Genomic DNA, 21,384 nt, shown 5'->3' on the forward strand with positions numbered 1-21,384 from the left:
ATGAACGTTAGTGTTCAGGCATGCCTACCGCACTGATCACGGGCGCGACCGCCGGCATCGGCGCCGCCTTCGCGAGGCGCCTGGCCGCCGACGCGTTCTCACTCGTCCTGGTCGCGCGCGACGAGCAGCGGCTCGTCCTGGCCGCCGAGCAGCTCAGGCTCCGCTACGGCGTCGACGTCGAGGTGCTGCCCGCCGACCTGGCGAGCGACGAGGGGGTCACCAGGGTCGAGTCCAGGCTCCGCCACGGGGTCGACCTGCTGGTCAACAACGCCGGCTTCGGCAACCAGGACAGCTTCCCCGATGCGCCGGTCGACGACGAGGTGCGCATGCTCCGGGTGCACTGCGAGGCGGTGCTGAGGCTGACGCTGGCCGCGTTGCCCGCGATGAAGAAGCGCGGCAGGGGCGCGATCGTCAATGTGGCGTCCGCGGCTGCGTTCTTCACCCGCGGCACCTACGGCGCGTCCAAGGCGTGGGTGGTCAGCTTCAGCGAGTCGGCCGCGCACGTGGTGGGCCATCCCCGCATCAGGATCATGGCCCTGTGTCCCGGGTTCGTGCGGACCGAGTTCCACCAGCGCGCCGGGATGGACCCCTCGGGCATCCCCGGGCCGCTGTGGCTGAAGGCCGACGACGTGGTCCGCGGCGCGATGCGCGACCTGGCGCTGGGCAAGAGCGTGTCGGTGCCGAGCCTGCGCTACAAGGTCATCGTCGCGGTCGGCCGGTTCGTGCCCCGGAGGCTGCAGGCCATGGTGTCGGCCAGGATCGGCCGCTGACCTTCCGCGTGGTAAAGGGCGGGCCCCCGCCGCGGGAGGGGGTCGCGGTGGGGGCCCGATCGGCCGTGAGCGTGCTCACGGCCGGGAATCAGGAGACAGCGGGAGACTCAGCGGTTGGCCTCGTGGCCGATGGCCAGGCCGGAGGTCGTGTCGAAGAAGTGCAGGTTGTGCGTGTCGACGACCAGGTCGAGGTTCTGGCCGGAGCGCGCGTGGCTGCGGGCGTTGACGCGGGCCGTCCACAGGGACTTGTCGCCCACGAGCGGCAGCGACGCCTCCTCGTCCTCTCCGGAGTCGGCGGCCGCCACGGTGTCCTTGTGCTCCACCGGCGGGGCGTCGATCAGGAACAGCACGTTGATCTCGGAGCCCAGTTCCTCGGTGACCTCCACCTTGACCGGCAGCGTGGCCCAGCCGTTGGCGTGGTTGCCGGCCGAACCGGCGTCCTCGAAGTCGGAGGGGCGGATGCCGAGGATGATCTTCTTGCCGACGTACTGGTCGAGGCCCGGCTTGTCGGTGAAGGTCGAGTCGGGGATCGAGAGCTTGATGTCGGCGAAGGCGACGGCGGCGCCGCCGTCGCCGCGGACGAGCTCGGCGGTGACGAAGTTCATCGCGGGCGAGCCCATGAACCCGGCAACGAACAGGTTGACCGGCTTGTCGAACAGGTTCTGCGGGGTGTCGACCTGCTGGAGGATGCCGTCGCGCAACACGCAGACCCGGTCGCCGAGGGTCATGGCCTCGACCTGGTCGTGGGTGACGTACACCGTGGTGACGCCGAGGCGCTCGTGCAGCGTGTTGAGCGAGGCGCGCATCGAGACGCGGAGCTTGGCGTCGAGGTTGGACAGCGGCTCGTCCATGAGGAAGGCCTGCGGCTCACGCACGATGGCGCGGCCCATCGCGACACGCTGGCGCTGACCACCGGACAGGGCGGCGGGCTTGCGCTTGAGGTAGGTCTCGAGGCCGAGCATCTTGGCCGCCTCGCCGACGCGCTTCTGGATCTCCGGCTTCGGCATCTTGCGGAGCTTGAGGCCGAAGGCGAGGTTCTCCTCGACCGTCATGTGTGGGTAGAGCGCGTAGTTCTGGAAGACCATCGCGATGTCGCGGTCCTTGGGCGGCAGGTGGTTGACGACCTTCTCGCCGATGGAGATCTCACCGCCGCTGATGTCCTCCAGGCCCGCGATCATCCGGAGCGCGGTCGACTTACCGCAACCGGACGGACCGACCAGCACCATGAACTCGCCATCCCTGATCTCAAGGTTGAGCCCGTTCACGGCCTTTACGCCACCGGCGTAGATCTTGTCGACGTTCGTCAGAACGATGGATGCCATGACATTCCTTCGCGCTCCAGGGCTGTGGCCCGGACGTTGGTTCCGTGTGCCCACTCGCGTGGATACGTTTTCAAGCATCTCACCCGAAACGGACATCGGTGTCAAGGGTTACAGCGTGAGCAGCCGTTGTCGGCACGCCGCACTTCCCGATTCCTGGAAAGCATGATGGAATCGTTTCCATGGCGAAGCGGGCGACGATCAAAGATGTGGCCGAGGCGGCCGGCGTGGGCGTCGCCACCGTCTCCCGGGTGTTGTCGGGCGGCTCGGCCAGCGCCGCCGCCAGGGAGCGCGTCCTGGCCGCCGCCGCCCAGCTCGACTACCGCCCCAGCGCCCTGGGCCGCAACCTGCGCCAGCGCCGCACGGGCGGCATGGGCCTGCTCGTCCCCGACCTGACCGACACGTTCTACGGGCAGCTGGCGGAAGGCGTGCTGGCCTGCGCCCGCTCGGTGGGCGAGCCCGTCGTCCTGGGCTCGACCGGCGGCGATCCCGAGCAGGAGGCCGACCTGATCGGCATGCTGCTCGAACAGAGCGTAGACCGCCTGATAGCCGTCCCGTCAGGAGACGCGGAAACCTGGGCCCCGGCGATACGCGCGGGCATGATCGTGATCTTCGCCGACCGGATTCCCGGCCAGGCGTCCGCAGACGACACCCGGCCGTCCGCCGTGGGAGACCTCATGGCCCTCGACGGCCTGCCGCCCGCTCCCCCGGCCCGGCCGCTGGACGTCCCCGCCGTGGTGGCCGACGACCGGGCGGGCATCCGTACGGCGGTCCGCTATCTCCGCGGCCTCGGGCACAAGCGCATCGCCTTCCTCGGCGGCCCCGGCCACGAGGGCCGCGCGCACGCCTTCAGGGCGGCCGTGGGCGCTCCGGTGGACGAGGAGCTGATCGTGTTCGGCACCGGCAGCCGCGACTCCGCGTACGCCGCCGCCTCCGGCCTCTTCCAGAGCCGCCCCGACCTGTCGGCCGTGGTGGCCGGCGGCAACGTGCTCGGGGAGGCGGCCGTGCTGGCGGCCAGGGAGCTCGACCTGAGAGTGCCGAAAGACGTCTCGCTCGTCATGTACGACGACGTGCCCTGGGCCGAGCTGTGCTCGCCGCCGCTGACGGTGATCGCCCAGCCGGGGCGTGACATGGGCTACCGCGCGGCGGAGCTCGTCCTGCGCGCGGGCACCAGGAGGGCCCGGAGCGTGGTCCTGCCCACGGAGCTCATCATCAGGGGCAGTTGCGGCCCCCGCCGCTGACGGGGCTCCTGCCCGGCGAGCGGCCGGCCCGGCTCCTGCGCCGTGAGCCGCTGACGGGGCTACTGCGCGGGGCGGCCCGCGTAGCGGCGGGGAAGGATCATGACCGGGTTGTCGTCGAGGACCACCTCCGGCGGGCCGAATCGTGCGGCCACCTCCTGGATCTCCGGCTCGTCGAGCAGCAGCAGCCGCCCCTGCTCGATGAAGAGCTCGCCGTCCACCGTGACGGTGGGCCGGTCCATCTGGCAGTCGCAGTGCGCGAAACCCGGGCCCGTCGTGACGGGCTCGCCGCCGGTCAGCCCGTCGATGCCGCAGTAGAAGGCCCCGGCGTGCTTCTCCCGCTCGAACTGGGTCCCGCCGGCGATCCGCACCTTCGGGTTCAGCCCGATCAGGCCGTGGCGCATGTAAAAGCCCTCGGGGGCGTACCGCCGCAGCCTCTCCGCCTCCGCCCCGCCCTCGATCTTGCGGACCAGGTTGCCTTCGAGGGTGAGGCGCACGGGCTCCTCGGGCACGCCGGTGACCGTGCTGTCCTCGAGCATGATCACGCCTTCGGTGCCGGCGGGCCAGAAGTTCGCGCCGCCGTACGGGAAGGGCCGCCAGTCGCCGGGCCGCAGCGCGCCCGGGTCGGGGTCGAAGGTCAGGCCGGAGAACGTCACGTCGGTCCCCCGCCCGGACGTCACCCGGATGCGCCCGGCCCCCGACAACTGCCGCAACGCCCGGCGCAGCAGCGCGTAGAACACCTCGGCGGGCAGCCGGCCGCCGGTGAGCAGCGCGCCGGCCGTGGCGGTCATGTGCAGTGACAGGAAACGGGAGGAGCGGGACTTGATCTGGTCGAAGAACAGCGGCGCGGTGTGCACCTCGCCCCACCAGGTTCCGCTGATCACGACGTCGGCCTCGGGGAACGCGGCCGTCTCGATCTGCAGCGGCGCCTCCCTGTCCCAGCCGCCGGCGCTGAACGGCGGCACGGACAGGATGCGGACGTCAGCTCCGCGGAAGGCCGCGCCGGCGGCGATGGCCTGCACGACGACGGGATCGACGGTGTGCTCCATGAGCAGCAGCACCCGTTCGCCGGGGGCCAGCCGGACGTATTCGCACAGGTTGCGGACGCCCGGCATCAGCTCGACGATCGAGTAGGGGGCCGCGGCGGGTTCGGAGACGTAGCTGAAGGGCGATCCTGCGTACGGATTGATCGTCATCGCGAACCCCCTGCGGAACATCAGGCCAGTGTGCGGGCCGGCGAAGGAACCAGCCACGGCTCACCCGATTACCTTCCGCAGCGATGCGCTCACTACACGTGTAAGCGGACTTTCCATCTCGAACGACACGTGCGCCAACCTTTCGCCGTCCTGCCAGGCCGGGCCGCCACCGGCGGTTACACCACCTTCTCGACGGCCGAGACGAGGGCGGGGTCCTCCGGGGCCGTGCGGGGGCGGAAGCGGCCGACGACCTCGCCCGCCCGGTCCACCAGGAACTTCTCGAAGTTCCACTGGACGTCACCGGCCTCGCCGTCGGCGTCGGTCGACCGGGTGAGCTCGGCGTAGAGCGGGTGGCGGCCGGGGCCGTTGACGTCGGCCTTGGCCAGCAGCGGGAAGTCAACGCCGTAGGTCGCCGCGCAGAAGTGCTGGATCTCCTCCGCCGTGCCCGGTTCCTGGCCGGCGAACTGGTTGCAGGGCATGCCGATCACCGTGAAGCCGCGCGGGCCGTACTCCTGCTGGAGCTTGACCAGGCCGGCGTACTGCGGGGTGAGGCCGCACCGGGAGGCCACGTTGACGATCAGGGCGGCTTTGCCGGCCGCGAGGTCACCGAGCGTAGTGGGAGCGTCGTCGAGGGTGCGGAGCGGAATGTCGCTGAGACTCATGGCCCCGACCCTACAGAACGGCGCGGGCCGGGACTTTCCGCACTCCCTGATCACGTCTCGGTCCCATCGAGCAGAGGTCCGGCGCGCCGTGGCCCCACCCGGAGAGAACGCCCCCTCCCACCCTTGCCCCTGAGCCAAACCTCAGGCTTGGCCGTTTTTTCCGGCAAGCCCGCCCCATATGCGCGACGGGGCGGGCAATCCTGGCCCAGCGAGCGGGTGTTTTATCCGCAACGGTGACACAAACACCTGTCCACGCCGTGTCGCGATCCGCGACCCGCGATTACGGAGCGTAATAGGAATCGTGCTAGAGGACACGTCGCGGCGCACTCCGGGCCGCCCAGCACGATCGGGCGGTGCACCGGAATCCCGGAGGGCCACGCGGATTCTCCACGTCCGAGCCACGGACGCGGACCGGCAAGGGGCGCTGGAAGAAGCGCGCCTGTCCGCACGCGACCCGACAGCAAGGATCGACTTGGACAGCAAACGCGCGCTCAGCACCACTCTCATCTCCGTCACCGCGCTCACCGCGTTCGGTGGCACACCGGCCCGGGCGGAGTCAGCGCCTCCAGCCAAGACCCGGGCCTGGACCACGACGGCGCAACCCAAGACCCGGGTCTGGACCACGCCGGCGCGGCCGAAGACCCGGGTCTGGACCACGACGGCGCATCCGAAGATCACGGCCAGGAAGCCGGCCAGCAGGAACAAGCGAATCGCCCTGGGGCAGGTCGTCCAGCGGTCGTGGAACCTCAAGGAGTTCCGCTGCCTGGACAACCTGTGGACCAGGGAGAGCAACTGGAACCACCGGGCCCGTAATCGTTCGTCCGGAGCGTACGGCATCCCGCAGGCGCTGCCCGCGGGCAAGATGCGGGGCGCGGGCCACGACTGGCGGTCCAACCCCGAGACGCAGATCCGGTGGGGCCTGGCATACATCAAGGGGAGGTACGGCCGGCCTTGCGGCGCCTGGGGTCATTTCAGATCGCACAACTGGTACTAGAAGCGGACCGGGCACCCGGACTCACCGGGTGCCCTGCCTGCGCCCCGGATGCACCTCCATGGCCCGCAGGAGCAGCTCGACCCCGAACGCGAACTCGGCCTCGTGATCGCACTGACCGAGCAGCCCTGCCAGCGCGCTCACCTCGGGGAACAGCACGGCATCGACCTCGCCGACCGTGACCGGCCCCCCGTGGACGGGTGCGAAGGCCGGGGTCACCCCGACCTCCCGCAGCAGCGAGCCGACGATGAACGCGATGAACATGCGCAACATCCGGACCGCGTCGGCACCGTCGAACCCGGCGCTGCGCAGCGTGGCCAGCGCCCGCTCGACGGGCAGCAGGCCGGCGGTGGTGTGGAGCTGCCGGCTGACCACGAGCATGGTGGAACGCGGATGGTCGTGCGCGATCTGCCGGAAGGCCCGCGCCTGCGCGCGCACCCTGTCGGTCCAGTGCACCCCGGGGTCGTCGGTGAACTCGATCTCGCTCAGCACCGCCTCGGCCACCGCGTCGAGCAGGGCGTCCTTGCTGGGCACGTGGTTGTAGAGGGACATCACGCCGACGCCGAGCCCGGCCGCGACGCGCCGCATGGAGATCGCGTCGGCGCCCTCGCGCTCGATCAGGTCGATGGCCGCGGCGACGATGCGGCCCCGGGACAGGGGCCCTTCAGCCGGGGGCCCTCCGGGCTCAGTGAGCATGGTCCATTCTAGGGACGGCCGCGCGCCGGGATGCCGTGGGCCGTGCCGGCCAGAGGGCGTTCAGGACCTGGCGTAGCAGCGGCGGTGCAGCTCGCGGACCTCGTCGGCGAGTTCGGGCACCGGCCCCTCCACCGTCACCTCCGGCGCGACCTCGTTGACGGGGAGCGTGCGCACGGGCGGCGGGGGCACGTTCAGCTCGCTCAGCCAGCCGGCCAGCTGCTGCGACGACGCGACGTACACGATCCGGCCCAGCCCCACCCAGGCGTGGGCGGCGGCGCACATCGGGCAGTGCTCGCCTGAGGTGTAGACGGTGGCGGCGGCGCGTTCCTGCGGCGTCATGTTCGCCGCCGACCAGCGCGCCAGCTCGAACTCCGGATGGCGGGTGCGGTCGCCCGAGGCCACCCGGTTGTGGTCCTCGGCCAGGACGGCGCCGTCTCCGGAGACGAGGACCGAGCCGAACGGCTCGTCGCCCTCCTCCAATGCCTGCCTGGCCAGTTCGACGCAGCGGCGCAGGTGAGACAGTTCCGTACTGTCGATCATGATCCCCCGCAAAGTGGAGCAGCCTCGAGGAACATTCCCCAACAGACCACAACAAAAGTGATGGCCAGCCGAGGCGTGCATGGTCTTTCACGTTTTCCCACGTCAGAAACGTGAACCCCACCTCTTGGCCACAGAAAATCTGTTGATCCCACGTATTAGCCTAGATGGGATGCCTCCCGATACGCACAAACCTCGCCGTCCCCTGCTGTCCTCCAACTCCTTGTGGCGGATGAAGTCCTACCTCCGCCCATACGCCACCAGGCTGGTCTTCATCTGGCTGGCCGCGATCGTCGGCATCGGCGCCGGCCTCGCGCTCCCGCTCATCAGCGAGCAGGTCATCGACGGCCCCGTGGCCAACGGTGACTCCGCGGGGCTGCTCCCCCTCGGCCTGCTCGCGATCGGCGTCGGCGTGGTCGAAGCCCTGCTGATCTTCTTCAGGCGATGGGCCCAGGTCAAACCGGTGCTCGGCCTGGAGACTCGCATCCGCGACGACCTCTACGAGCACCTGCAGCGCCTGCCCATGGGCTTCCACGGTGACTGGCAGTCGGGTCAGCTGTTATCTCGGGCGACCACCGACCTGTCGACGATCCGCCGGTTCCTCGGCTTCGGCATGCTCTTCCTGGTCATGAACATCCTGCAGCTGATCACGGTGACCGTGCTGCTGCTCAACAAGTACTGGCCGCTCGGGCTGCTGGTGCTGGCCTCGTCCGTGCCGATCGTCTGGACGTCGCTGCGCTTCGAGAAGCGCTACATCAAGATCTCCCGCCAGGTGCAGGACGAGCAGGGCGACCTCGCCACGCTCGTCGAGGAGTCGGCGCTCGGCATCCGCACGATCAAGGCGTTCGGCCGCCGCCACCACGTCTACGACCGCTACGACGACGCCGCGCTCAAGGTGTACGGCACCTCGATGGCCAAGGTGCGGCTGTCGGCCAGGTTCTTCTCCTTCCTGGAGATCATCCCCAACATCACCCTGGCCCTGGTGCTGCTGCTCGGGGCGCTGGCCGTCGGCTCGGGCGCGCTGACGCTGGGCGCTCTGGTGGCGTTCACCACGCTGATGTTGCAGCTCGTGTGGCCGATCGCGAGCCTCGGCTACATCCTCGCCATGGGTCAGGAGGCCATGACCTCCGCCGACCGCCTCATGGAGGTCATGGACACCGTCCCTGCCATCGAGGGCGGCACCCAGACCATCGAACAGCCGCGCGGCCATCTGCGCTTCGAAGGGGTCGGGTTCCGCTTCGCCGACGCTGACGAGCCGGTGCTGCGCGACGTGTGGCTCGAGGTCAAGCCCGGCGAGACGGTCGCCGTCGTGGGCGCTACCGGGGCGGGCAAGACCACGATGACCGCGCTGGTGCCCCGCCTGCTCGACCCCACCTCGGGCCGCGTCACGATCGACGGGCAGGACGTACGCGACCTCAAGCTGACGACGCTGCGCCAGGTGGTGGCCACCGCGTTCGAGGAGCCGACGCTGTTCTCGATGAGCGTGCGCGAGAACCTCATGCTCGGCCGGCGCGACGCCACCGAGGAAGAGCTCGCCGCGGCCATCCAGACCGCGCAGGCCATGTTCGTCTACGACCTGCCGTGGGGGCTCGACACCCGCATCGGCGAGCAGGGCCTGTCGTTGTCCGGCGGCCAGCGGCAGCGGCTCGCCCTGGCCAGGGCGGTGCTGAGCAGGCCGCGGATCCTGGTCCTCGACGACACCCTGTCCGCGCTCGACGTCGAGACCGAGGCCCTCGTGGAGGAGGCGCTGCGGCACGTGCTGCGCGAGGCGACCGGCATCGTCGTCGCCCACCGCGCCTCCACCGTGCTGCTGGCCGACAAGGTGGCGCTGCTGCGTGACGGCACGATCACGCACGTCGGGCAGCACCAGGAGCTGCTGGCGAAGGTGCCCGAATACCGCGAGCTGCTCGCCCAGGACGCCGACTTCGACGGCGCGTCGGAAGGGGCGCTGCGATGACCAAGACCACCACACCGCCGCCCCCGCAGAACGCGCCCGGCACGGCGTCCTGGCGCGGCGTCGCCTCCGAGGACCAGGACGAGCTGCCGGAGAAGGTCTCCGTCCTGCTGCGGGCGCGCTCCCGGCGGCTGCTGGGCAACCTGCTGCGCCCGTACCGGAAGAAGATCACGCTGCTGGTCGGGATCATCGTGGTCTCGAACGCGGCCGGCCTCTCGATCCCCTTCCTGGTCTCGATCGGGATCGACTCCGGCATCCCACCCATCCGGCAGGGATCCGGCCCCTCCGTGCTGCTCACCGTGGTCGGGGTGATCCTGGGCGCGGCCGTCACGCAGGCGATCACGCGGCAGGCGTTCCTGCGCCTGTCGGGCCGGATCGGCCAGAGCATCCTGCTGGAGCTGCGCAGGAGGGTGTTCGACCACTTCCAGCGCCTGTCGCTGAGCTTCCACGAGCAGTACACCTCCGGGCGGGTCATCTCGCGGCTGACCTCCGACGTCGAGGCCATCGCCGAGCTGCTGCAGTCGGGGTTCGACGCGCTGGTCAAGGCCGTGCTGACCATGGTGGGCACGGCGGTGCTGCTGCTGGTGCTCGACGTGCACCTGGGCCTGGTGGCGCTGGTCCCGCTGCCGCTCCTGCTGCTGTTCACCAAGTGGTTCCGCCGGCAGTCGGCGATCGTCTACCGGCGCACGCGCGAGACGGTGGCGCTGGTGATCGTGCACTTCGTGGAGTCGATGACCGGCATCCGCGCCGTGCAGGCCTTCCGCAGGGAGCCCCGCAACCAGGAGATCTTCCAGCAGCTCAACGACGACTACCGCGGCGCCAACGCCCGCAGCATGCAGCTCGGCGCGACGTTCATGACCGGCATCAAGCTCATCGGCAACATGACGATCGGCGGGGTGCTGCTCTACGGCGGCTGGCTGGCGCTCCACGGTGAGGTGAAGGTCGGCGTGCTGGCGGCGTTCCTGCTCTACCTGCGCCAGTTCTACGAGCCGATGCAGGAGGTCAGCCAGTTCTACAACACGCTGCAATCGGCGGGCGCGGCGCTGGAGAAGCTGTCCGGCGTGCTGGAGGAGGAGCCGTCCGTGCCCGAGCCGCGCGAGCCCGCGGCACTGCCGCCGGGCGGGGCGCGGGGCAAGGTGCGTTTCGAGGGCGTGAGGTTCGCCTACGTCGAGGAGATGCCGATCCTGCCCCGCCTCGACCTGACGATCCCGGCCGGGCAGAGCGTCGCCCTGGTCGGCGCGACGGGCGCGGGCAAGACGACGCTGGCCAAGCTGATCTCCCGCTTCTACGACCCCACCGAGGGCCGCGTGCTGCTCGACGGCGTCGATTTGCGCACGCTGGACGAGCCCGCGCTGCGCCAGGCCGTGGTCATGGTCACGCAGGAGAACTTCCTGTTCAGCGGCACGGTCGCCGACAACATCAGGTTCGGCAGCCCCGACGCGACCGACCGGCAGGTGCGCGAGGCCGCCAAGGCGATCGGCGCGCACGAGTTCATCGTGGGCCTGCCCGACGGCTACGACACCGAGGTGGGCAAGCGGGGCGGCCGCATGTCGGCCGGCCAGCGGCAGCTCGTCGCGTTCGCCAGGGCCTTCCTCGCCGATCCCGCCGTGCTCATCCTCGACGAGGCCACCTCCAGCCTCGACGTGCCGAGCGAACGGCTCGTCCAGCGTGCGCTGCGCACGATCCTCGCCGACAGGACCGCGTTGATCATCGCGCACCGGCTGTCGACGGTGGAGATCGCCGACCGGGTGCTGGTGATGGAGCGGGGGGAGGTCGTCGAAGACGGTTCGCCGGCCCGGCTCATCGCCGCCTCCGGACGGTTCGCGGGCCTGCACCAGGCGTGGCTCGACAGCCTGAGCTAGCTCAGGCGTTGCTCGACAGCCTGAGCTAGCCGTGCGGGCGGGCCGCCGCCGTCAACGTGGTGTACAGCTCGTACGCGAGGAACGCGACCAACGGCACGCCCAGCGCGATCAGCAGCCGGCCGGGCCGGGGCGCCCGATCAGCGGGCGCCCTGCCCGGCCGGGCCGCGGGCCCGAGCACCGGCTGCGGCGGCTCCTCCGGCATGGCCACCAGCTCGAGGTGGCGGGCCAGGTAGCCGGAGGGGAGCGACGTCACGTCGTACGCGCCGCAGCCGGGGCAGCACGCCCCCGACCAGGGCGGCGGCACGCGGACTCCGGAACTGAACCAGATCTCGGCCGCGTTGCCGTGGGAGTCTGCGAGGTGTCTGACGACGAACTGCTCCTCCCACACGTACAGGCAGCACAGGCATGCGAACGGCCACATCTCACGGGTGTCGAAACCATCGGGCACCAAGACCACCCCCGGCTGCGGATCGGTGTCGGACCCGAGTGTCCGTCCGGTCCCGTACGCCCGACAAGGCGAGCCTTTGTAACACTTAGCGCTATGGAATGCTCACCAACAGTCAGGTCAGGTGCCGGTGGACCGGCGGCTGCACCGGGCTCAGCAGCGGTGTCGCGTCGGGCCCGGCGGGCTCGGCCGGCGGGACGAGCTCCGGATGACGCGACAGATAGCCGTCCGGGAACCTGGTGGACTGCTGGCACCCGCAGCTCGGGCAGATCACGCCCGGCCCCGGAGGCAGCGCGGGCAGGCCGTCGCGCAGCCACACCTCGGTCTCGTTGCCGTGACGGTCGTCGATGCGCCTGACCAGATACTGCTCTTCCCAGACATGCCAGCATCGGCGGCATTCGAAGGGCACGGTCCTGAGTTCTTCGGTCAACGAGGTCACCCCCTCGCTTTCGAGTGTCCGCCCACCTGGCGGAACATCGCAACCCTGGCCCGCGTGACGGCCTAGCTGACCGTGAGGACGAAGGCGATGGCGCCCGCGACCAGGCTCAACGTGCCAAGCCATGCAAAGGCGGCGTCCAGCCGGGAGTCCAGGGGCCGGCCGCCGTGCAGGGCGGCCTGCACCCGGCGGAACCGGGCCCTGGTCCTGATCAGGAGCACGGCGCCGCAGAGCGCGGCCAGGGCGAATCCCGTGACCGCGAGGAGGGGCAGGCCGTGCCTGGCGGACAGGCCGGCCGCGCCGAGCCCGCCGGTCGCCAGGGCCACCGCCGTGCGCACCCAGGCCAGCCGGGTGCGTTCGCTCTGCAGCCCTTGGTCCCAGATCTCCTCGTCGGGCGTCTTCGCCTTCTCCCCCACCCGCGGCCTCAGATCGACAGGACGATGAGGACGAGGGCGATCACGGCGACGGCCGCGACGCCGTAGCCGAAGACGGCCGCGAGCGCGGGCGGAGGCAGCGGCGCCTGCCGGCGCAGGGCGCGCTGGATGTTGCGCCAGCGCGGGTAGGCCATGCCCGCGGCCAGGGCGGAGAGGGTGACGAGCATGATGGCCAGGGTGGTGCGGATCCAGGGCACGAACACGTCGGCCGGCACCGCCGCCATGGCCACCCCGCCCGCGCTGAGCGCCAGCGCCGTGCTCAGCCAGGTGAGGAAGGTGCGTTCGTTGGCCAAGGTGAAACGCGGGTCGGGTTCCATGACAAAAACGGTAATTCGTCTACTTTTCCCCTAGAGAAGTCGGGATAGCCCTTTCCGTCGGAGGTCAGCCGGTGCAGGCTTTGGCGACCTTCTCCAGGTAGGCGGCCGAGTCGGTGCCGACCTTCTGCGCCGCGTCGACGGCGTCGTTGACGTTGTTGACGGAGATGCCGCTCAGGGTCGCGGCCAGGTCGTTGGTGGCCTCCTTGAGCGTGGTGTTGGCAGCCGAGTCGGCCACGTCGTTGAGCTTGGTCGCGGCGTCGTCGAGCGCCTTGTCCATGGCCTGCGGGTCGTCGGTCAGCTTGGTGATCTGCGCGCCCAGATCGGTGACGATCTTCGGCGCTTCCAGGCACGCCTGGGCCTGGTCAATGGTGTTGTTGACCTCGCCGCACCCGGCGGCGAAAATGCACACGGCGAAAGCGGCAAGGGGCAGGAACCGGCTCTTGAGGTGGCGCATGATTCGACCCTACCCAACGAACGGCCACGCCGCGTGACCGCTGCTTTTCGGACAGTAGACGCGACCGAAAAGTGCGATCGCCCGCACGCCGGAAGACGACGGTTCACCCGGCGGCCAGGCCCTTGAGCCAGCCGATGAGGAGGCGGTTGACCTCGCCCGGGCGCTCCTGCTGGATCCAGTGGCCGCAGCCGTCGAGGATGTGGGCGGCGGTCAGGCCCGGCAGCGTCTCGGGGAACGCCTTGATGGCGCCGGCCATCCAGATGGTGGTGGGGTCGAGCTCGCCTCCGACGAACAACGCGGGCTGCGTGATCGCGGCGCCGTCCCATGCGGCGAGGTCCTCCCAGTCGCGGTCGACGTTGCGGTAGCGGTTGAGCGCGCCGGTCAGCCCGGTCCGCTCGAACTCGCCGGCGTAGACGTCGAGATCGGCCTCGGTGAGCCAGGACGGCGACCCGCCCCTGGGGAAACGGTCGGAGAGCCGGCCGCCTTCGGGGACGGAGGAGACGCCCGTCGCCGGCATCGTGCCGGCCGAGAGCGCGGCGTAGAAACCCGCCAGCCAGCCGCGGACATCGGGTTCGATCTCCGCCTCCGCCCGCTGGGGCCGCTGGAAATAGCTGACGTAGAACTCCTCGTCCCCGCCGAGGCGGGCGAAGGCGTCGGTGGGCCGGACGGCCCCTCGCGGGGAATACGGCACGCTGAACAGGGCCGCCGCGGTGAAGAGGTCCGGCCTGAGCAGGGCGCTGTTGGCCGCGATCGGCGAACCCCAGTCATGGCCCGCGACCACCGCGGACCGCTCGCCGAGCGCGCGCACGACGGCGACGTTGTCGGCGACGTGGTCGAGCATCCGGTACGCGTGCGTCTGCGCGGGCTTGGACGAGCGGCCGTAGCCGCGTACGTCGATGGCCGCCGCGCGGAAGCCCGCCGCGGCGAGGGCGGGAAGCTGGTGGCGCCAGGAGTACCACGACTCGGGGAAACCGTGGACCAGCAGCACCAGCGGGCCAGCGCCCTGTTCCGCCACGTGGATGCGGCCGCCGGGCGTCTCCACCAGCCGGTGCCGCACCTCGGCGGGCGAGAAAGACGGGTGATCGGGCATGCGTCCTCCCAACGGGTTTGCGGGCTCTTCGCATCATGCGGGCCACGGGGCGGCACGCACGCATCGTGTTGCCGTTCCGGCAAGGGACCCCGGATGCCAAAGATTCCCTTGACATAAAACTATCCCAGGTCGCAAGATTCCAAGCATGTCTTTGGAATCTAAGCGCCGGCGCCTCGACGACCCGGCGGCCCTGCGGGCCTTCGCCCATCCCGTACGGCTGGCGCTGCACGAGCTGCTGCTGCGGGCAGGCCCGACGACCGCCGCGGGCGCCGCGCGCGAGGCCGGCATCAGCCAGGCCCTGGCCTCTTACCACCTGCGGCAGCTCGCCAAATACGGCTTCGTCGAGCAGGCCGAGGCCCGCGACGAACGCGAGCGGCCGTGGAAGGTGACCGAACGCATCCAGTACTGGGACGCCGGCGCGCGCGGGCCCGAGCACTCGGCCGCCGTGAGCCTGCTGGAGCAGGTCATGGCGGAGCGGGCGCTGGGGCGGCTGGCGGAACGGGGGGAGCGCCGGCAGGAGGAGCCGGAGCCGTGGCGCTCGATCGGCGGTATCAGCAACTTCTACCTCCACGCCACGCCCGACGAGGTCGCGGCGATCGGCGCGGCCATGGCGGAGCTGCTGGAGCCGCTGATGGCGCGCGTCGGCGACCCGGCGGCGCAGCCCGACGGCGCCCGGCCCGTGCTCCTCACGCAGGTGCTGGTCCCGCTGCCGCCCACCGGCTCCGGTGGCTGAGACGCCTGCCGGGGCGCCGGCGCCGGCGCCGCTGCGCGGCAACCGCGACTACCGGCGCCTGCTCGTCGCCGGCCTGGTCTCGCAGACCGGCGACTGGGCGATCAGCACCGGCCTGGCCTTCCACGTCTACCAGCTCACCGGCTCGACGTTGTCCACGGCGATCATGCTGGTGGTCTCGCGGCTGCCCGACGTGCTGCTCGGATCGGTGGCCGGGATGCTGGCCGACCGCTGGGACCGCCGGCGGCTGCTGGTGGTCACCGATCTGCTGCTCGCTCTTGGGCTGCTGCCGCTGCTGGCGGTGCGCGACCCGGCCCAGATGTGGATCGTGTACGCGGTCGCGCTGTGGACGGGCGTCCTCAGCACGGTGCTCGTCCCCGCGCAGAAGGCGCTGCTCCCGCAGGTCGTGGCGGAGTCCCAGCTCGTCCGCGCCAACGCCCTGCACGGGCAGAGCGGGCAGCTGGCCCGCCTGCTGGGAGCGATGCTGGGCGGCGTCGCCGTCAGCGCGGGCGGGCTGCCCGCCGTCGTGCTCGTCGACGTCACCAGCTTCGTCGTCTCCGCGGCCCTGCAGGCGACAATACGCGCGCCGGGACGACCCGCGAGGTCGATGTCGGCGGGCGGCCAGTGGATCTCAGGGCTCCGCCTGGCCATGGGGAACGCGGGCGTGCGCGTGCTGGTGGCGTACATGGTGATCACAGGGTTGGGTGAGGGGATCTTCGCCACGCTGGCCGCGCCCTTCGTCGCGGACGTCCTCGGCGGCGGCGGTGACGCGTACGGGCTGTTCCTGTCGGTGCAGGCGGTCGGCGGGCTGCTCGGCGGGCTGGTCGTCGCGGCCCGCCCGGATGGGGCAGCCCCGCGGGCGTTGCTGGGCTGGGGGACGATCGTTTTCGGTGCGGTCGATCTGGCGTTGTTCGCCTACCCGCTCGCCCTGCCCTCACCCGGGCCCTCACCCGGGCCCGCACCCGGGCCGGCGCTCTGGCCCGCGCTCGTGCTGATCGTGCTGGCCGGCCTGCCCGCTGCGGCCGCGATGGCGGGCTTCACCACCCTGGCCCAGACCGTCACCTCCGACGATCGCCGCGGCGGCGTCATCGGCCTGCTGGGCAGCGCCCAGGCGGCCACGGCGCTGGCCGGCATGGCGGCCGCGGGGGTGCTCGGCGGCCCGCTCGGCATCGTCCCGACCCTGTGCCCGCACGCGCTCGGGCTGGCCGCCGCCGGCGGCATGGTGCTGCTGACCTGGCGTCATGCGTGATCGGATATCGATCCCTTCGCGATATCGCTATTAGACATCCGCTGATCGCATCTGCTTTGCTCCTGCCCTCTGATGGATGACGGCAAAGGATGCGACATGCGACACCTCCGGGCGGCGACGGCGACCGCTCTGACGATCACCTTCCTGGGTTGCGGCCTCGTCACCGGCGCGGCCTCGGCCACGACGGTGCTGTCCGGGCAATCGCGGGCCGCGAAGGAACTGCGGGCGCTGGAGACCTCGTTCAAGGGCCGCATCGGCGCGTACGCGATCGACACCGCCACCGGCAAGGCGATCGCGTACCGATCGGGTGAGCGGTTCCCGCTGCTCTCCACGTTCAAGGCGATGGCGTGCGCGGCCGTGCTGCACAAGGCCCGCACCTCCCGGCCGGGGCTGATGAAGAAGCGCGTCCGGTGGACGGCCCGCGACCTGGTGGACTACTCCCCCGTCACGGAGAAGCACGTCAAGGACGGCATGACCGTGGCCGCGCTCTGCCACGCCGCCATCACCATGAGCGACAACACCGCGGGCAACATGGTCCTCAAGCAGATCGGCGGACCGAAGGGGCTGACCAGATACTTCCGGTCGCTGAACGACCGCGTCTCACGGCTCGACCGCTGGGAGACCGAGCTCAACGACTGGACGCCCAAGAGCCGGCGCGACACCACCACCCCGTCGGCCATCGCCCGCGACCTGCGCGCCGTCACGTACGGCAAGGCGCTCAACGCCAAGGACCGCGCCCAGCTCAACGCCTGGCTGATCGCGAACACGACCGGAGACGCCCGCATCCGCGCCGGCCTGCCCAGGACCTGGACGATCGGCGACAAGACCGGCACCAACTCCGACGGGTTCGGCGGCGGGAACGACATCGCCGCCATCTGGCCCGACAAGGGAGCCGCTCCCATCATCATGGCCATCTACACCAACCGCACCCCGGGCCTGGCCGCCGACGACAAGACCATCGCGAAGACCGCCACCATCCTGGCCCGCGGGCTCGGCAGGCTCTGATGGCACGCCGGGGGACACAGATCGTACGGCTCGCCGCCGTGGGGGCGGCGGCGGGCGTGCTGGTCGCGGGGATCGCGCTGCCCGCCGTGGGCGGCGCGGGGTTCGGGTTCGTGGCGGCGGCCGACGGGGTGAACCTCCAGCCCGCCGACCTCGTCGAGCCGCCGCCGGCGGAGGTCACGATCGTGCAGGACGCCAGGGGCAAGGAGATCGCGCGCTTCTACGAGGAATACCGCGAGGTCGTCGGCTTCGACGAGATCGCCGACGTGATGAAGACGGCGATCGTCTCGATCGAGGACTACCGCTTCTACGAGCACGGAGCGATCGACGTCGAGGGCACGCTCCGGGCGCTGGCCGCGAACCTGCGGGCGGGCAAAGTCAGCCAGGGCGGGTCCAGCATCACCCAGCAGTACGTCAAGCAGGTGCTGCTCAACTCGGCCGCCAGCGACGAGGAGCGCAGCGCGGCGGTGGAGGCCAGCTACGCGCGCAAGCTCAGCGAACTGCGCTACGCCATGGGGGTCGAGGAGAAGTACACCAAAGACCAGATCCTCGAGAAATATCTGAACATCGCGTACTTCGGCGCCGGCGCCTACGGCGTGGAGGCGGCGGCGAAACGTTTCTTCGGCGTCAAGGCCTCCGACCTGACCCTGGCCCAGGCGGCGACGCTGGCCGGGGCCGTGCAGGATCCCAACGCCACCGACCCCCATCTGGGCGGCGCGCATCGCGAGCGGCTGCGCGCGCGGCGCGACGTCGTGCTGGACCGGATGGCCGAACTGGGCGAGATCACCCCAGCCGAGGCGGCGAAGGCCAAGGCCAGCAGGCTTGGGTACAAGGGCACGAAGCTCCCCGGCGGCTGCGAATCCAGCAAATATCCGTACTTCTGCCTGTATGTCAGGCATGAGCTTCTCAGCGACCCCGGCTTCGGCCCCACCGCCAAAACCCGCCTGGCCAAGCTCAACCGCGGCGGCCTGACCATCAGGACCACGATCGACCCGGCCATGCAGGCCGCCGCCGACCGGGCGATCACGAAGTGGGTCAGGGCCTCGGACAGGGCCGTGGCCGCCGAGGCCCTGGTCCAGCCGGGCACCGGCGCGATCAGGGCGATGGCCGCCAGCAGGCGCTACGGCCGCAGCGCCGCCAGGCACGAGATCTCGTACAACGTGGTCGCGGACGCCGCGCACGGGGGCGGCGCGGGGTTCCAGGCGGGCTCCACGTTCAAGACGTTCACCCTGCTCGCCGCGTTGCAGCAGGGCATGAAGGTGGACGACGGCCTCAAGGCGGGCGCCGGATACCGCGCGCCAGGTTACGCGTCGTTCCGGAACTGCGAGGGCGAGAACGTCGGCGACCCCACGCACACGGTCACCAACGACGAGGGCTCGCCGGGCTGGAAGACGCTGCGGACCGGCACGTGGGGCTCCGTCAACACGTTCTTCATGGAGCTGGAGCAGCGGGTCGGGCTGTGCGAGACGGTCACCATGGCCACATCGCTGGGGATCCGCCGCGCGGACGGGAAGAAACTGCAGGAGTACGAGACGTTCACGCTCGGCATCAACGAGATGGACCCGGTGACGGTGGCGACCGCGTACGCGGCGATCGGGGCGCGCGGCCGCCACTGCGCGCCGATGGCGATCACCCACGTCACCGACCGGGACGGCACGACCACCCGCTACCGGCCCGAATGCCGCCAGGTCCTCGACCCCGCCATCGCGGACGCGGCCTCGTCCGTGTTGTCGGGCGTGTTCACCAAGGGCACGATGCGCGGCGTCGGCGGCATCGGCCGCGACGCGGCGGGCAAGACCGGCACCACCGACGACTACGCGGCGGCGTGGTTCGCCGGGTTCACCCCCGACCTGGCGGGCGCGGTGAGCGTCGGCGACCCGCGCGGCTCCCAGCGGCACAAGCTCGTCGGTGTGACGCTCGGCGGCCGCTACCACGGTGCGGTGCAGGGCGCCAGCGTGCCCGGCCCCATCTGGCGGGACACGATGGCGGCGGCGCTGAAGCGCGTGGCGCCGACGTCGTTCACCCCGATGGACACGGCCCGGTTCGGCGGCTGCGACGAGCTCTGCCGCCCCGAGCGGCAAGAACGCCTGAACCCCTGAACAGCGGTGAACCGCCCTCCGGGAGCCGAGCGCACGGCGAGTCATAGGATGTATTCATGGCCACGTGCGAACACCTTTCCCACTCCGACGACCCTGCGGCCAGGACCCCGGAGGGCTGCGAGGAGTGTCTGGCCGACGGAGGGCGGTGGGTGCACCTGCGGCGTTGCCTGGAGTGCGGCCACATCGGTTGCTGCGACTCCTCGCCGGCCAAACACGCCACCGCGCACTTCCACGCCACCACCCATCCCGTGATGCAGTCCTACGAACCCGGCGAGACCTGGCGCTGGTGCTTCGTGGACAGCCGGATGGGCTAGCGCTCCAGGATCGCCTCTTCGAAGTCGAGCTGCGCCATCAGCTCGCGCAGCACCTCGTCTTCGAGGCGGCGCTCGTCGCGCAGGCGTACGAACACCCGGCGCTCGGCCTGGAGCATCTCGCGGCGCAGGCGCCGATAGAGAGCGCTGGGGGTCTCCGCGCCGCCCTGGCCGGTGCCGCCGCCCAGGCGCTCCCACGCCGACAACGACCGGTGCCATGACTTCTCCCTGAGCTGGTCGATGACCTGCTTCTGGATCTCGTCCGGCTCGCCCAATTCGGTGAGCAGCCGATCCAGCTCCGCCAGCCCTTCCTCCAGCGCCGCCTGCTGGGCCGCCGCCTCGGCCAGACGGTCTTCGTACTGCTCCTGCTCGCCCGACACGCGCAGCCGCCTGATCAGCGCGGGAAACGTGGTGCCCTGGATGAGGAGGGTGCCGATCACGGTGGTGAACGTCAGGAAGAGCAACATCGCGCGGTCGCGCTCGGGCACCTCGGGCGGGATGGCGAACGCCGCCGCCAGCGACACCACGCCCCGCATGCCCGCCCATCCGAGCAACATCCGCTGCGGCCCGGCGGGCGACCGCTCGCCCCTGTGCAGCAGGTTGACCAGGGACGTCACCGCGAACAACCACACGAACCTGCTGGCGATCGTCACCGCCAGCACCGCGGCGGCATAGCCGGCGACCTGCCACGCGCTGACGCCGGTGAGGCCGTCGACCACGGTTTCGAGCTGCAGCCCGATCAGCGCGAACACGATGGATTCGAGCAGGAAGGCGGTGACCTTCCACACGGCTCCGGACACCAGGCGCGTCCCGAACCCGCGCAGGTGCATGCGATGCCCCAGGTGGAGGCCGACGATCACGACCGCGATCACGCCGGAGGCGTCCACGGACTCCGCCGCGAGATAGGCGGCGAACGGGATCAGCAACATCAGCGCGTTCTCGACCATCGAGTCGCGCGTGCGCTCGAACAACCACGAGAGCGTGTACGCCAGCACCAGCCCGATCGCCACGCCGCCCGCCGCGGCGAGCAGGAACAGGCCCGCGCCCTCGGCCAGGTCGACAGAACCGCCTACGGCCGCCCCGATGGCCACCCGGTAGAGCGTCAGCGCGGTGGCGTCGTTGAACAGGCTCTCGCCGACGAGGATCGTCAGCGTCCGGCGCGGCAGGCCCAGCCGCCGGCCGACCGCGACGGCCGCCACCGCGTCGGGCGGGGCGACGATGGCGCCGAGCGCGAACGCCAGCGCCAGCGGCAGGCCCGGCAGCAGCAGGTGGACGACCAGCCCCACCACGGCCGCGGTGAACACCACCAGGCCGACCGACAGCAGCCCCACGGGCCGCCTGACCTCGCGCAGCCGCAGGTAGGAGCTGTCGAGCGCGGCGGAGTAGAGCAGCGGCGGCAGGAACACGAACAACGCCAGATCCGGGTCCAGCGGCACCGGAGGCACCAGGGGCGACACCAGCAGACCCGCGGCGACCAGCAGCAGCGGCGCCGGCCAGCCCTTACGTCGCGCCACGGCCGCGATCCCGACCGCGCCCCCGGCCACCACCAGCAGTTGCAGGCCCATGGTGGGATTCACCGGCACCCCCTCCCC

Annotated in this window: 22 protein-coding genes; 10 read left to right on the forward strand and 12 right to left on the reverse strand. The window is 70.9% G+C overall.

The window, feature by feature from the left end:
- Positions 1-20 precede the first annotated feature (20 nt).
- The gene (locus E1294_RS30555; protein WP_132514122.1) at positions 21-770 is read left to right on the forward strand and encodes an SDR family NAD(P)-dependent oxidoreductase; all 750 of its coding nucleotides are present in this window, start codon (positions 21-23) and stop codon (positions 768-770) included.
- A 107-nt stretch (positions 771-877) separates the two neighbouring features.
- On the opposite strand, the gene E1294_RS30560 is transcribed toward E1294_RS30555, so the two are convergent.
- A complete protein-coding gene (locus E1294_RS30560; RefSeq protein ID WP_132514124.1) occupies positions 878-2,092 on the reverse strand; it encodes an ABC transporter ATP-binding protein in 1,215 nt (404 codons plus the stop codon).
- 179 nt (positions 2,093-2,271) lie between these two features.
- Here E1294_RS30560 and E1294_RS30565 point away from each other — a divergent pair, with 179 nt between their 5' ends.
- Complete coding sequence (locus E1294_RS30565; RefSeq protein ID WP_132514126.1) at positions 2,272-3,330, forward strand: LacI family DNA-binding transcriptional regulator; 1,059 nt, start codon at positions 2,272-2,274, stop codon at positions 3,328-3,330.
- A 59-nt stretch (positions 3,331-3,389) separates the two neighbouring features.
- Here the strand turns inward: E1294_RS30565 and E1294_RS30570 are convergent, their stop codons facing one another.
- A complete protein-coding gene (locus tag E1294_RS30570) occupies positions 3,390-4,544 on the reverse strand; it encodes a 2,5-dihydroxypyridine 5,6-dioxygenase NicX family protein (protein ID WP_220448020.1) in 1,155 nt (384 codons plus the stop codon).
- Between the two features lie 155 nt (positions 4,545-4,699).
- Positions 4,700-5,185 carry a glutathione peroxidase gene (locus tag E1294_RS30575; RefSeq protein ID WP_132514128.1) on the reverse strand — a complete coding sequence of 162 codons (486 nt, stop codon included), beginning with the start codon at positions 5,183-5,185 and terminating at the stop codon, positions 4,700-4,702.
- A gap of 472 nt (positions 5,186-5,657) precedes the next feature.
- Here E1294_RS30575 and E1294_RS56200 point away from each other — a divergent pair, with 472 nt between their 5' ends.
- Complete coding sequence (locus tag E1294_RS56200) at positions 5,658-6,179, forward strand: lytic transglycosylase domain-containing protein (RefSeq protein ID WP_246083389.1); 522 nt, start codon at positions 5,658-5,660, stop codon at positions 6,177-6,179.
- A 21-nt stretch (positions 6,180-6,200) separates the two neighbouring features.
- Here the strand turns inward: E1294_RS56200 and E1294_RS30585 are convergent, their stop codons facing one another.
- Both E1294_RS30585 and E1294_RS30590 read right to left on the reverse strand, forming a co-directional pair.
- On the reverse strand, positions 6,201-6,872 hold the full coding sequence (locus E1294_RS30585) for a TetR/AcrR family transcriptional regulator (protein WP_132514130.1): 672 nt from the start codon (positions 6,870-6,872) through the stop codon (positions 6,201-6,203).
- A gap of 60 nt (positions 6,873-6,932) precedes the next feature.
- Entirely contained in the window at positions 6,933-7,412 is a 480-nt protein-coding gene (locus tag E1294_RS30590; protein WP_165977552.1) for a nucleoside deaminase, read from the reverse strand.
- A gap of 169 nt (positions 7,413-7,581) precedes the next feature.
- Here E1294_RS30590 and E1294_RS30595 point away from each other — a divergent pair, with 169 nt between their 5' ends.
- Both E1294_RS30595 and E1294_RS30600 read left to right on the forward strand, forming a co-directional pair.
- Positions 7,582-9,366, forward strand: coding sequence for an ABC transporter ATP-binding protein (locus E1294_RS30595; protein WP_246083390.1), 1,785 nt, complete (start codon positions 7,582-7,584; stop codon positions 9,364-9,366).
- Positions 9,363-11,225 carry an ABC transporter ATP-binding protein gene (locus E1294_RS30600; protein ID WP_132514132.1) on the forward strand — a complete coding sequence of 621 codons (1,863 nt, stop codon included), beginning with the start codon at positions 9,363-9,365 and terminating at the stop codon, positions 11,223-11,225. The genes E1294_RS30595 and E1294_RS30600 overlap by 4 nt, the downstream gene beginning before the upstream one ends.
- A gap of 25 nt (positions 11,226-11,250) precedes the next feature.
- Here E1294_RS30600 and E1294_RS30605 read toward each other — a convergent pair whose 3' ends face one another.
- The 6 genes from E1294_RS30605 to E1294_RS30630 form a co-directional block, all read right to left on the reverse strand.
- Entirely contained in the window at positions 11,251-11,673 is a 423-nt protein-coding gene (locus tag E1294_RS30605; RefSeq protein WP_132514134.1) for a hypothetical protein, read from the reverse strand.
- A gap of 112 nt (positions 11,674-11,785) precedes the next feature.
- Positions 11,786-12,100, reverse strand: a complete 315-nt coding sequence (locus E1294_RS30610) for a hypothetical protein (RefSeq protein WP_132514136.1) — start codon at positions 12,098-12,100, stop codon at positions 11,786-11,788.
- A gap of 71 nt (positions 12,101-12,171) precedes the next feature.
- Positions 12,172-12,522, reverse strand: a complete 351-nt coding sequence (locus E1294_RS30615; RefSeq protein WP_132514138.1) for a YidH family protein — start codon at positions 12,520-12,522, stop codon at positions 12,172-12,174.
- A gap of 8 nt (positions 12,523-12,530) precedes the next feature.
- A complete protein-coding gene (locus E1294_RS30620) occupies positions 12,531-12,857 on the reverse strand; it encodes a YidH family protein (protein ID WP_132514140.1) in 327 nt (108 codons plus the stop codon).
- Positions 12,858-12,921: 64 nt separating this feature from the next.
- Positions 12,922-13,311, reverse strand: coding sequence for a hypothetical protein (locus E1294_RS30625; RefSeq protein WP_132514142.1), 390 nt, complete (start codon positions 13,309-13,311; stop codon positions 12,922-12,924).
- A 103-nt stretch (positions 13,312-13,414) separates the two neighbouring features.
- Complete coding sequence (locus E1294_RS30630; protein ID WP_132514144.1) at positions 13,415-14,401, reverse strand: alpha/beta fold hydrolase; 987 nt, start codon at positions 14,399-14,401, stop codon at positions 13,415-13,417.
- A 145-nt stretch (positions 14,402-14,546) separates the two neighbouring features.
- On the opposite strand from E1294_RS30630, the gene E1294_RS30635 reads away from it, so the two are divergent.
- From E1294_RS30635 to E1294_RS30655, 5 genes are all read left to right on the forward strand, one after another.
- Positions 14,547-15,134, forward strand: coding sequence for a winged helix-turn-helix domain-containing protein (locus tag E1294_RS30635; protein ID WP_132514146.1), 588 nt, complete (start codon positions 14,547-14,549; stop codon positions 15,132-15,134).
- The gene (locus E1294_RS30640) at positions 15,127-16,380 is read left to right on the forward strand and encodes an MFS transporter (RefSeq protein ID WP_132514148.1); all 1,254 of its coding nucleotides are present in this window, start codon (positions 15,127-15,129) and stop codon (positions 16,378-16,380) included. Before E1294_RS30635 ends, E1294_RS30640 begins: the two co-directional genes overlap by 8 nt.
- Before the next feature lie 96 nt (positions 16,381-16,476).
- On the forward strand, positions 16,477-17,385 hold the full coding sequence (gene bla / locus E1294_RS30645) for a class A beta-lactamase (protein WP_132514150.1): 909 nt from the start codon (positions 16,477-16,479) through the stop codon (positions 17,383-17,385).
- On the forward strand, positions 17,385-19,481 hold the full coding sequence (locus E1294_RS30650; protein ID WP_132514152.1) for a transglycosylase domain-containing protein: 2,097 nt from the start codon (positions 17,385-17,387) through the stop codon (positions 19,479-19,481). The genes bla and E1294_RS30650 overlap by 1 nt, the downstream gene beginning before the upstream one ends.
- 56 nt (positions 19,482-19,537) lie before the next feature.
- Entirely contained in the window at positions 19,538-19,795 is a 258-nt protein-coding gene (locus tag E1294_RS30655; protein WP_132514154.1) for a UBP-type zinc finger domain-containing protein, read from the forward strand.
- On the opposite strand, the gene E1294_RS30660 is transcribed toward E1294_RS30655, so the two are convergent.
- Positions 19,792-21,384: Na+/H+ antiporter (locus E1294_RS30660; RefSeq protein ID WP_342775100.1), on the reverse strand; the 1,593-nt coding region annotated here is incomplete at its 5' end. The two genes, E1294_RS30655 and E1294_RS30660, sit on opposite strands and share 4 nt — an antisense overlap.

It is taken from the genome of Nonomuraea diastatica (assembly GCF_004349015.1).
Taxonomy (GTDB): domain Bacteria; phylum Actinomycetota; class Actinomycetes; order Streptosporangiales; family Streptosporangiaceae; genus Nonomuraea; species Nonomuraea diastatica.